9 protein-coding genes are annotated in these 11933 nt (G+C 60.6%); 5 read left to right on the forward strand and 4 right to left on the reverse strand.

What is annotated here, in order from left to right:
- Positions 1-20: 20 nt before the first annotated feature.
- Positions 21-1064 (forward strand): NAD(P)-dependent alcohol dehydrogenase, encoded by a 1044-nt coding sequence (locus tag ACP3TE_RS02010; RefSeq protein ID WP_426735064.1) that lies wholly within the window; start codon positions 21-23, stop codon positions 1062-1064.
- A gap of 95 nt (positions 1065-1159) precedes the next feature.
- Here ACP3TE_RS02010 and ACP3TE_RS02015 read toward each other — a convergent pair whose 3' ends face one another.
- Complete coding sequence (locus ACP3TE_RS02015; RefSeq protein ID WP_426735066.1) at positions 1160-1762, reverse strand: hypothetical protein; 603 nt, start codon at positions 1760-1762, stop codon at positions 1160-1162.
- Positions 1763-2235: 473 nt separating this feature from the next.
- Here ACP3TE_RS02015 and ACP3TE_RS02020 point away from each other — a divergent pair, with 473 nt between their 5' ends.
- Positions 2236-2547: a DUF1883 domain-containing protein gene (locus ACP3TE_RS02020; RefSeq protein ID WP_166650648.1), complete on the forward strand. Its 312-nt coding sequence runs from the start codon at positions 2236-2238 to the stop codon at positions 2545-2547.
- A gap of 22 nt (positions 2548-2569) precedes the next feature.
- Here ACP3TE_RS02020 and ACP3TE_RS02025 read toward each other — a convergent pair whose 3' ends face one another.
- Both ACP3TE_RS02025 and ACP3TE_RS02030 read right to left on the reverse strand, forming a co-directional pair.
- Positions 2570-3544 carry an ADP-ribosylglycohydrolase family protein gene (locus ACP3TE_RS02025; protein WP_426735068.1) on the reverse strand — a complete coding sequence of 325 codons (975 nt, stop codon included), beginning with the start codon at positions 3542-3544 and terminating at the stop codon, positions 2570-2572.
- Between the two features lie 815 nt (positions 3545-4359).
- The gene (locus ACP3TE_RS02030; protein WP_105658216.1) at positions 4360-5679 is read right to left on the reverse strand and encodes a YjiH family protein; all 1320 of its coding nucleotides are present in this window, start codon (positions 5677-5679) and stop codon (positions 4360-4362) included.
- Positions 5680-6096: 417 nt separating this feature from the next.
- Between ACP3TE_RS02030 and ACP3TE_RS02035 the strand changes: the two genes are divergently transcribed.
- The 3 genes from ACP3TE_RS02035 to ACP3TE_RS02045 are packed head-to-tail and all read left to right on the forward strand — an operon-like array spanning position 6097 to position 10711.
- A complete protein-coding gene (locus tag ACP3TE_RS02035) occupies positions 6097-7122 on the forward strand; it encodes a 3-oxoacyl-ACP synthase III (RefSeq protein WP_013348415.1) in 1026 nt (341 codons plus the stop codon).
- Positions 7116-9707, forward strand: a complete 2592-nt coding sequence (locus ACP3TE_RS02040) for an alpha/beta fold hydrolase (RefSeq protein ID WP_426736171.1) — start codon at positions 7116-7118, stop codon at positions 9705-9707. Before ACP3TE_RS02035 ends, ACP3TE_RS02040 begins: the two co-directional genes overlap by 7 nt.
- Positions 9704-10711 (forward strand): NAD-dependent epimerase/dehydratase family protein, encoded by a 1008-nt coding sequence (locus ACP3TE_RS02045; protein ID WP_332731275.1) that lies wholly within the window; start codon positions 9704-9706, stop codon positions 10709-10711. The genes ACP3TE_RS02040 and ACP3TE_RS02045 overlap by 4 nt, the downstream gene beginning before the upstream one ends.
- Positions 10712-10743: 32 nt before the next feature.
- Here ACP3TE_RS02045 and ACP3TE_RS02050 read toward each other — a convergent pair whose 3' ends face one another.
- A complete protein-coding gene (locus ACP3TE_RS02050) occupies positions 10744-11838 on the reverse strand; it encodes a hypothetical protein (protein ID WP_400342815.1) in 1095 nt (364 codons plus the stop codon).
- Positions 11839-11933 lie beyond the last annotated feature (95 nt).

Below are 11933 nucleotides of genomic sequence, written 5' to 3' on the forward strand. Positions count from 1 at the left end.
CAAGACAAAGGAAAAACCTGATGGCAACTATGGTCAATGCATACGCAGCGCACTCTGCGACTGATGGACTCATTCCGACGCAGATTGAACGTCGTGCAGTAGGTCCGCACGATGTCTTGATTGATATCAAGTTCTCCGGCATCTGCCACTCCGACATCCACACGGTGCGCGGAGAATGGGGAAACCAGAACTATCCGCTGGTCCCGGGCCACGAAATTGCCGGCATCATTGCCGAAGTCGGGCCAGAGGTAACCAAGCACAAGGTGGGCGACCGCGTTGGCGTGGGCTGCATGGTCAATTCCTGCATGGAATGCGAGAACTGCCTTGCCGGAGACCAGCAATTCTGCGAGCAGAGTGTTGGTACCTACGGTGCTCTTGACCGTGATGGCAGCATGACCCAAGGTGGCTACGCCACGCATGTCGTGGTTACCGAGAACTTCGCCCTGAACATTCCTGAAGGCATCGATCTGGATGTTGCCGCGCCCCTGCTTTGCGCCGGCATCACCACCTTCTCCCCGCTGAGGCACTGGGGTGCAGGGCCGGGCAAGAAGATTGCCGTCGTGGGACTCGGCGGCCTGGGCCACATGGCGGTCAAGATCGCCAGTGCCATGGGCGCTGAGGTCACCGTTCTGTCGCAGTCGCTGAAGAAGAAGGATGATGGACTGAAGCTGGGCGCAACCGACTACCGGGCCACCAGCGATGAGAACACCTTCAAGGATCTGCAGAAGAAGTTCGACCTGATCATCAACACCGTCAGCGCTTCCATCGACGTCAGTGCCTACCTCGGACTGCTGCGCGTGAACGGCACCATGGTCAACGTTGGTGCTCCGGCAGAACCGTTGCCTGTCAATGCCTTCGCACTGATCGGGGGACGCCGTTCCTTCGCAGGTTCGCAGATCGGCGGCATCGAGGAAACCCAGGAGATGCTGGATTTCTGTGCCCAGCATGGCATTGGCGCAGAGATCGAGGTCATCGGTGCCACGCAGATCAATGAGGCTTACGAGCGCGTGCTGGCATCCGATGTCCGCTACCGCTTCGTAATCGATACCGCGACGTTGGCCTAGTTACCCCAGCTCACTCGGGTCGCAGAGAACGGTGCCGGTCTTGTCCAGCAGTGCAGGACAGATCCGGCGCCGTTTCGCGTCTGGCTAATTAACGTTCATTCGCCCCGGCGCGATCTACGAGTGCCTGCGTTCTCCCGTTGGCTGCCCTGTTCTGGAGCCTCGGCCGCAGTGCCCTGCTCAGACAAATTCCCCATGATCGCGGCAAGCTCGGATTGGAGTTGCGCCACGGCACCACTGAGGTTCTTCAGTTCCTGCCTGCGGCGGCTGGCAGCCCTGAAAGTCTTGATCATCATGGCGATGATCAGCGGAATGGCCGCGAGCAGGGCCCAGCCGCTGCGTTCAAAGAAGTCGAGGGCCACCGGCAGGGCCTGATTGAATTCCCAGAAGGAATTCACTCCCCCGGCAATCGATTCCAATGCAGATTCCACGGGAGCCAGTTGCTTGCCCACAACTGGTATTCCGGAAAGATCAGGGGCATTCACCGGAGGCTCGCCCATGGTCCATCGCGGATCACCTGGCCGCTTCAGGATATAGATCCCGGCACCGGCGCTGGCAGCGGCGAATAAGAGCACCGAGGCCAGGGCGACCGCCACTAGCTGGTGCCGCCGCCATAGCCCCGCCGCCACGGCAAAACCAATCACCAGAATCCAAATCCACATTCGCAGTTGTTCCAGGCCAATGCCCGTCAGTAAATCCATGAACTTTGCCTCATTGCTCTGGGCCGCCATGACCCAAGTTGTGCGTTACTTCATCCCACTTAGGTACGCTATCGCGAGCAGCGGATTAATTGCCGCCTAGCACGTCAATCCGGTTGAGATCGAATCGTTCGAGTCGTCATATTGCTTCCTTGCCCCGGTATCCGGGACCCAATAGCCGATGGCTTCCGGCTCGTCCAATGCAGCGATCGGCTCATGCCACCTGCCGGCAGCTCGAATGGAAATTGCCACTAGCCCTCTTGCGATCGCGGATCTGGCATCGGTTGAGGTGGCAACGCGACGCACCCCAAAGACCAGAAGGCCTCGTTCTCCAGACTCCTGCAGCTTTGCCGTTGCAAATGCCCGAACCGGTACAGTGCTCTTGCCTTGGGTGCGTTGGCGACACTGGCCTGAATTTGAGTTAATGGGTCTGGGTCCGCTGCTCGGCGGATCACCTGGGATCGAGGAGGCTGGCATTGGCGGAGCCTAATTTTGCTGAACATTATTGGGATTTCATTGAGCGGGGAAGCATCTTGGTAGTGACTCTCAGTGGACCGGCTCATCTGCGGTTGATGGATCCGGAAAATTTCGCGGCATTCCAGGACGGAGAAGAATTCGAAGCATACGGTGGACTGGCACGCCGTGCTCCATACCGAATCAAGGTGCCCCATTCCGGACCCTGGTTTCTAGCGATTGATCTGACTGGCCTCGGTGCGCGTGGGGTGCGCCACGAAGTCAGCATCGTGCTGCCACAGAAGCTGGAAGCTCGACGACCAGCCCGGGACTAGAAGCAAGATCCCGCAGGAGAACTTAGCCCGCGAGCTCACTCGAAATATCGACAAGCTGTTGCATCCTCATTCCGGGCCAACCGTGGACCATATCCACCCACTGCGCCGGAACACTCGAGAACCCGGAAGCTGCGCCAATGAGCGATCCGGCGATGGCTGCCACGGTGTCGGTATCCACGCCTCCGCGAACAGCCGCTTCCAGCACCGGAACCAAGCGAGCGTTCCCGTCTTCCGGTTCGGCGGTGGCGATCGCGCTCCAAGCACCTTGGAACGCTTCAACGACCCAACCGTTATTTGTGAAGTCCCGAGGTCGATGGTTTTCGGCCTGGTGGATGCGCTGCTCCCATGCTTGTGCGCGTTCTGGTTCAAGCATCGCAAGACCACTGCGAATATCTAGTTCGCCGGTGCGCACAGCGTGGTGAATGGCTGCTGTCCAAAGCCCGCAGGCCTCAGCGGCTTCATCATCAAAATGGGTCAGCTTGCTGATAGCTGCCGCAGCTTCGAATGCGGCAACAGGCGGTTCAGACAGATAAGCCAGCGCCACGGGCGCTGTGCGCATGAGACTGCCGTTCCCGCCGGAGCGGCCAGTTCTCCGGTGAATCTGTTCAGAACCAGCTAGCGCATCATCAGCGGTCGGCTCGGCTCTTCCGTCAGTAGACGCAACATGCTGGGCGTGGGCAAGGACTGCCCGCGTCTGGTTGCCGACGTCCGGTGCGTTCGTGGCCCATTTGGCCCATTCCCGAACCATGTAGTTGCTCGCGGCACCATCAAGCTTGCCGTTGGAATCCAGCAGGCCCTGGGCAATGACTATGGCCATTGAGGTGTCGTCGGTCCACTCCCCGGGCGCAAAATCGCCCAACCCGCCACCAATCATCGAGATTTTGGCGGATTCGGGCAACGGTGCGTTGAATTCGTAGCCCGCGCCCAGGGCATCTCCGGCAGCCATCCCGGTCAGGACTCCACGAATTCGATCTTCCACCTGTACTGAATGTGCCATTTGCGCCTTTCACAGGGTGGTCGCCAATGCAGAGTAATACTACTTGGATCCACTGTACCGATGCGCGGCGACAGTAGAGCTACCTGAGCGGCCCCGATAGCGTTCCCACGGTTGATTTGCGTCCTTGCGTCGTCGGCGAACGAGGACATTGATGCGGTCACGATAAACGTTCCGCTTCTACCTGCGATCCCGACTTCGGTAAATAGCTCACCCGGTTGGCTTCGTCGCTGTCCCGGCTTGCTGCAAGCGCTCACGGGCATCGCCGAGCGGAGGCAGATCTCCTTGATCTCGATAGGCGTTTGACCCAACTTCTTGCAGTTATGGCCAATGCCCTGCAGGAACCAGGTTCCTGCAGGGCATTGGATGTCGCCAGCCTCGGTCGTTGCGCCTAGGCGAATGCAGGCGGTGGCGGAGTCGTGGGGTCAGTTGGGTGCCCCGGCGCCGGCTCAGTGGGATCCTGCGGGCCCGGGGGCGGGATCGGCCCATCCGGATGCGAAGGGCTTGGTGGTACGTCCGGCTGCGCCGGGCTTGGCGGAGCATCTGGTGTCGGCGGTTGCGCTGGCGGTTCTGGCTGGTCGGGAATACTCGGATCACCCTGCATCGGAGCACCTGATTCGTGTAAGTGATTCATTGGAACCTGCTTTCCGTCGTATCGGTTCGACCATTCAACGACGGATCGTCTCCGCCTTGCAACGGCATTCAGGAATCGCAAAGCTGCAACAGTGCCGCGACATGGCGTGGTCGCGTCGAATCGGAAAGCATCACTCGGTTCAACCCATTGGTTTCGCAAGCTGCCGTGCGCCAGCGCAGCCGACCTATAGCAGCATGCGCACGATTGGTGTCGCGATGAGGATGGTCAGGACAACGCGCACGAACCAGATAGCTACCATCTGCGGGATGTTCAGCGGAATCTGCGTCGCCAGGACGCATGGCACCAATGCTGAAAAGAAGATGATTGCAGAGACGCAAACGATGGCGATCACCATGCGCAGCTCGATGGATTCGTGTCCCGCAATGAGGGTTGCTGGAAGGAACATTTCAGCAATGCCGGTAGCCGAAGCCTTGCCAGCCAGCAACGGGTCATCCAGCCCGACGATCCAGGCAAATGGGACAAACAGGTATCCTAGCCAGTCGAAAACTGGAGTGAAGCGGGCAACCACCAGTCCGAGCAATCCGACAGAGAGAATGGACGGCAAAATTGCCATGGCCATTTTCAGCCCATCCCATACGTTGGCGCCGACATTCTTGAGCAGCGATGGCGCTCGCCGCGAGGCTCCCATGGCTTCGCTCCAGGCAACGCGTGCACGATTGCCCGTGACCAGTTTTTCCTTGTCATGTTCCATGCCCAGGTACGTCGTGTCTGGAATCCGGCTCAAAGGCGGAATGCGCACCGAAATGGCGGTCACCGCAAAGGTGACTACCAGCGACAGCCAGAAGTACAGGCTCCAGTGGTCCATCAGGTCCAGCGCCTTGGCAACAATAACCATGAAGCTGGCTGACACCGTGGAAAAACCGGTAGCGATGATGGCAGCTTCGCGACCCGTGTAGCGGCCGCCACGGTACATGCGGTCGGTGATCAGCAGACCCAGCGAGTAGCTTCCCACGAAGGAAGCCACGGCATCCACGGCCGAACGTCCCGGGGTGCGCCAAATTGGACGCATGACCGGTTGGCAGAAGACACCAAGGAACTCCATCAGCCCGTAGCCAACTAGCAAGGCCAAGAAGATGGCACCTACTGGAACGATCAAGCCAACGGGAATGACCAATTTGTCCAGCAGAAAAGGACCCATGTCCGGATCGCTGAGCCACGCCGGGGCAAAGTTGAAGAGCAGCGAACAGCCGACAGCCAGCCCGAAGATGTTCAGGAATGCGAATATGCCACGTACCTTGGATGCCTTCCATCCTCCGGTGACGAAGGGAATAACTGTCCCGCAGACGAGCATCAGCAAGATCATGTACGGAACGACCGGTGCCGCGGCAGTTTGAATCCACGTCACCAAGTGATCCAACGGGATGGTGCTCTTGCCGTTGATGGTGATGGGGAGGAAGAAGAACAAAATACCGATAAGGCTATAGATCACGAATCGCAGAACGACCGGAAGAGTGCTTTGTGCTTCAACGCTTGAAGTTGTCATTGGATACCGCCTTGTCGATGAGGGCGAGGGCATCAGCGTGATTTGATGCGCTATCCATACAACGCGACTCTGGCCCAGCAATGTGACGGGGATCGCTTTTATTGTCCGGAGTTTCAGACTTCGCGCAGATGAGCGCTTCTGCGCGCTTCCTGTGGCTGCGCAGATGGAAGCAGGCCCACAGAACGATCGCCCCCACTTGCCATGATTCTCATAGGACTAGTCTGTAGGATCGATATAGTCTGCATAGGCACTGATTCCAGCTTTCGGCTGAAAAAATGCGCTCAAATAGGTCTTGGCGTCATGCAGGGAATAACCTAGGGAGAACACATACGCAACCGATGGCGCACACCCATCGGCCACGACGTTTCAATGCAGCACGCAGCACATAGATAGTCCAGCAGAAACGAAGGCACCATTTTGAACGGCAATGCCACCTTTAAGCACCACAACGTTGCGCTTTTATCAGTGAACAGCGTCCTCGCACCCGAGGTGGTGAGCTCTGCAGAATTCGACGAGCGACTTGCTCCTAGCCTGAAACGCCTTCGCCTGTCCAAGAAGCTTCTGGAACGAGTTTCCGGGGTCAAGGAACGCCGCTGGTGGTCCGATGGCGTTGAATTCGACGACGCTGCAATTCTTGCCGGCAAGAAGGCGCTGGCCCAGGCCGGTGTCGATGCCAGCGAAATCGGCCTGCTGATCAACACTTCGGTCACCCGCCGCAACTTGGAGCCGTCGGTGGCTTCCAAGGTGCACAACGGCTTGGGCTTGCCATCCTCCGCCATGAATTTCGACGTGGCCAACGCCTGCCTCGGCTTCGTCAACGGCATGAGCCTGGCAGCGAACATGATCGACTCCGGCCAGATCAAGTACGCCCTGATTGTTGCCGGCGAAGATGCCAAGCCAACCCAGGAAACCACTTTCCAGCGGCTGAACGCTGAAACTTCCACGCGCGATGACTACATGCGTGAATTCGCCACGCTGACCTTGGGTTCCGGCGCCGCCGCTGCGGTCATTGGCCCAGCGGATGCGCACCCGGAAGCGCACCGCATCGTCGGCGGCGTATCGCGTGCCGGCACCGAGCACCACGAGCTGTGTGTCGGCGGACCCTCGGGCATGTACACGGACACGAAGGGCTTGCTGGATAACGGCCTCGAACTGGTCGTGGATGCCTGGGATGAAGCCCATCAATCCGGTTGGAATTGGAAGTCCATGGACCGCTACGTGACCCATCAGGTTTCCAAGTCCTACACCAATGCCATTATCAAGGCCGTCGGCCTGGTCAAGGACCGCGTGCCAATCACTTTCTCCAAGTGGGGCAATGTCGGACCGGCTTCCCTGCCCATGACCCTGTCCCAAGAAGCCGACTCGCTGAAGAAGGGCGACCGGGTGCTGTGCATGGGCGTCGGTTCCGGCCTGAACACCGCGATGATGGAGATTGCCTGGTGACCGAGCTTTTCCCCGGTGTAGATGCCATTTATTCGAAGTATCTGGAAGTACCGTCCACGTCGCAGGTGGACTCCCCGGGCACTAGGCACCGGTGGCACGTCCTGGATAACAACGAAGAACTGAAGCAACGCGGAATTGAGCCGGCCGGCACCTTGCTCTGCGTGCACGGCAACCCCACCTGGTCCTACCTCTGGCGCAGCCTGCTGAACCATGTGTCCGAGCACGGGCTGCCGTGGCGAGTGGTGGCAGTGGACCAGCTGGACATGGGCTTCTCCGAGCGCAGCGGCAAGTTCCGCCGCCTGGCCGACCGCGTCAACGATCTCGGCGATCTGACTGGCGCACTGGGGCTGACCGGCAAAATTACCACCGTGGGCCATGACTGGGGCGGCATCATCTCCCTGGGCTGGGCCGTTTCCCACCCGGACCAGCTGGAGAACGTGGTGTTGACCAACACCGCAATCCACACTGCAGGCTTCGAGCTTCCCGCCGCGCTGAAACTCGCGTCCCATCCCGCGGTGCACGGTTGGGGCACCAAGACTTCCCCTGCCTTCTTGCAGGTAACCCACTCGTTGGCGCAGCCGGCCTTGGCCCCGGATATCCGCAAGGCCTTCATGGCCCCGTACACCAACGCTGAAAAGCGCGAGGGCGTAGCCAACTTTGTCGCCGATATCCCGTTCTCCCAGGATCACCCAAGCCGTCCGGCCTTGGACGAGATCTCGGAAGCAGTGCGCTCCTTGAAGGTCCCGGCCCTGATGCTCTGGGGACCCAAGGACCCGGTCTTCTCCGACCGCTACCTGCGCGATTTGATGTCGCGCCTGCCCCACGCCCAGGTACACCGCTTTGAAGGCTCCAGCCATTTGGTGGGCGAAGACAACGATATTGCCACCCCGATCTTCCAGTGGCTTGCCGGCGAGAAGAGTTCCAAGAACACCTCGCGTGCCCAATCCCTGGGCGAATACCGTCCGATGCTTGCCGAACTCGATTCGCGCACCGAGGACCAATCGGCCGCGGTGGTGGACATCAATCCTGCGCGATCGCTGTCCTGGGCCGAACTGGGGCAGCGCGTGAATGCCCTGGCCGCAGGATTGCGGCAGATCGGAGTGGAGGCCGGCGACCGGGTGAACCTGCTGGTTCCACCGGGAATTGAACTGACCACCCTGATCTACGCCTGCCTGCGCCTGGGTGCGGTCATTGTGGTGGCCGATGCCGGCCTTGGCACCAAGGGCATGGGACGAGCCATCAAGGGTGCTGGCCCGAGCTACCTGATTGGCATCGACCGTGCGCTCACCGGTGCGCGGCTGTTCGGCTGGCCGGGAACCAGGATTGCCGCTGGAGACCTGCCTGCTGCGAAGCGCAAGCTGCTGGGGGTAGCCCATACCCTGCCCGAGCTCTATGAAGCCGGCAGCCAGGCCGCTTCCGGGTCCCGGGTTTTCGAGCCATCCGATCCGGATGCCGATGCGGCGCTCCTGTTCACCTCCGGCTCCACCGGTCCGGCCAAGGGAGTGGTGTACACGCATCGCGAACTGGCCGCCATGCGCGATACCCTGCGTGAAACCTACAACCTCAAGGCCGGCTCTGCGCTGGTGGCAGGCTTCGCGCCGTTCGCGCTGCTGGGCCCTGCTTTGGGTGCCACCTCGGTCACCCCGGACATGGACGTCACCGCACCGCGGACCTTGACTGCCGCTGCGTTGGCAGACGCCGCCCTCGCGGTGGATGCAACCACCGTCTTCGCCTCCCCCGCCGCGCTGGCTAATGTCCTGGAAACCCAGGATGCGCTGAACCAGGCTCAGCGGGAAACCTTGGAAGGCGTCTCGCTGATGCTGTCCGCCGGCGCCCCGATTCCCGAGCATCTGCTGGCCAAGGTGCAGGATCTGGTTCCCAATGCCCGGGTCCACACCCCGTACGGCATGACCGAGGCCTTGCCAGTCACCGATATCGACTTGGCCGGCATCCGCGCTGCCGGAGCGGGCAATGGCGTGTGCGTGGGCACCGCAGTCGCCGGAGCCACCGTTGCCATCGCGCCGATTGACGCCCTGGGCGTGGCCGGAGACAAGCCGGAATACACCCCGAATGCCACCGGCGAAATCCTGGTCCGCGCCCCGCACGTCAAGGACCGCTACGACCGGCTGTGGATCACCGAACAGCTCAGCGTCTCCATCCCCGGCTGGCATCGCACCGGCGATGTCGGGCATCTGGATGAGGCCGGACGCCTGTGGGTCGAAGGACGCCTTGGCCACGTGCTGCGCACCGCCAAGGGCGCTATTACCCCGGTAGCCGCCGAGCACGCTGTCGAGTCGGTTGCTGGCGCTGGCCGTGCCGCGCTGGTCGGCGTGGGACCTGACGGAACCCAGGCCGCGGTGGTCGTCATGGAAACGGTGCCCGCGGCCCGCAAATCCGGTCCGGCCGCCAGCGATCTGGCCCGCCAGGTTCGCGCCGCGGTCGCGGCCACTGGCACCGAGGTGGCAGCGGTCCTGGTAGTCCCAAGCCTGCCCACCGATATCCGGCACAACTCCAAGATTGACCGGGCCGCGCTCGCCCACTGGGCTGCCGCGGCCCTCGCAGGTGGAAGGATCCGCAATCCGTGAGCCCATCGAAAAATGAAGACGCTGCCCGTCGCGTTCTGGTCACCGGAGCCAGTGGCATGCTGGGTGGCGCTGTAGCCCAGCTATTGCGAGACAAGGGCCACCATGTGCGCACCTTCCAGCGCGGCAGCTCGGCATCAGCCATCGATGAAGTCCGCGGCTCGCTCACGGATCCGCAGGCTGTCGCCGCGGCCGTGGAGTCCATGGACGCGGTCATCCACCTGGCAGCCAAGGTCTCCTTCACCGGTGCATGGGAAGACTTCGCCGCCACCAATATCGCGGGAACCAGCAATCTGCTCGAAGCGTCCAAGCGCGCAGGAATCAGGGATTTCGTGTTCGTCTCTTCCCCTTCCGTGGCGCACTTCGGCGATTCGCTGGCGGGCGCCGGTGCGGGTGAGGCCGATCCGGCCAAGGCGCATGGATTCTATGCACGCTCCAAGGCAGCGGCCGAGCTCAATGCCCTGGGCGCCGATTCGCCAGCACTTCGCGTCACCGCCATCCGCCCGCACGTTGTGTGGGGGCCCGGCGATACCCAGCTGGTGGAACGCGTCATCCAGCGGGCCAAGGCCGGACGGCTGCCCCTGCTGGACCAGGGCGCAGCACTGATCGACACCACCTATATCGACAATGCCGCTGCGGCGATTGTCCGCGGCCTGGAACGCATGGACCACGCCCACGGGCGAGCCCTGGTGGTCACCAATGGCGAACCTCGGCCGGTGGGCGAGCTGATCGCCGGCATTTGCAAGGCTGGCGGCGCCCCGGCTCCGAAGCTCAACGTTCCGGGCTGGCTGGCCCGTGCGGCCGGTTCGGTGATCGAGAAGTTGTGGTTGGCAGCCGGTTCGCGCAACTTGGTTCATGATGAGCCGCCGATGACCCGTTTCCTGGCCGAGCAGCTGTCTACCGCGCATTGGTTCGACCAGCGCGAAACCCATGAAGTCCTGGACTGGAAACCTGCGGTAGGCATTGACGAGGGTCTGGAGAAGCTGGCGGAGCACTACCGGCGGTGAGCAAGCTTTTCCTCCGGAGGAAAAGCTCCAGCTCAATAGGATTGCTGCGATCCAAAGCTTGTAAAAATCCTTAGCGCATTGACGACGCGTTGCACCGAATCCGGGGGAATCTGCGAGAGCGGAACGTTAGGCTTTCGACTGGCAAAGCTGCTGCGCCGCAGGCTCCTTCCGACCTCTTCCAGTCCTGGGATTCCAATCAGCTCATTCAAGAAGAATTCTCTGGCCTCAGATTCAGGCGCTTCTTCGAGTGGCAACTGGGAAACAGGCTTGAAATTGAATTCCAGGGACAGCCCTTGCACACTGAAATAGAATATCGATACGGTGCCAAGCCGAGTTCCCATTGAATCGAAAATGGGAATCGTGCCCGCGGGGTATTTTGACCTCGACCCTAGGAATGGCAATTCCGACTTGAGCGCAGAATTAATCAGTTCGTCGAACGCTTCCAGGCTTTGCCTGTCACTCTCAAGAAGCCAGGAGCGGATGCTGCTTGCTTCCCACCGGGTGGTCTGGCGATTCTCCGGTGTTGATTTCGCATTGGCCAATTCTTCGCCGAATACGTGAGGCAACAGGAGTTCAAGCTCCCCATGCCGCCTCCGGGCATATTCGACTGCAACGATCGATGTCCCTGGGCCGGCCATCATATTCAAGTATTCAACCATGAGTCTCAACTGGGCATTGATTGCATCGACCGCTAGCACGATTCGAAAATTTCCCTGCGTCAGGTTCAGCGCAAGGGACTCTTTCAGTGTCGTCGCCGTCTCAGTATTTTCATCCCAAAGCGGCGTGGAAGAACGGTCTCTCCAGCGCTGCGCAAATTCGTCGACGTCCATCTTCCATAGACGCGAGGCATAGTCGAACATCTGGCCAACGATTTCACGCCTGATCTGCGGATTAGACGCCAACTTGCATTCGACGAGGGTGACTTCCCCTCCGGCATCCACCACGACAATATCTGCGGGGCCGACCTCGGACTGGAATTCGCGACAGGCTTTCGCTTCGGAACTCACGCCTGGAATCAGTTCCGGGTGGTTCGCAAGGATCTCCTGTAATTCTGATTCCAAGGCATACCCAATTTTTTGGGGTTCAAACCATGCCCCGTCATCTTGCCGGACCAATATGCTCGCCATGGTTGATGCTCCTTTGCACTGTGGTCTACAGCATAACGACCGCAATTGGCCCAGGAGCAGAGGAACGGAACTATGTTCGCGTGAAAATTCGTCGC

The sequence above is a fragment of the Glutamicibacter sp. 2E12 genome (genome assembly GCF_050030965.1).
Taxonomy (GTDB): domain Bacteria; phylum Actinomycetota; class Actinomycetes; order Actinomycetales; family Micrococcaceae; genus Glutamicibacter.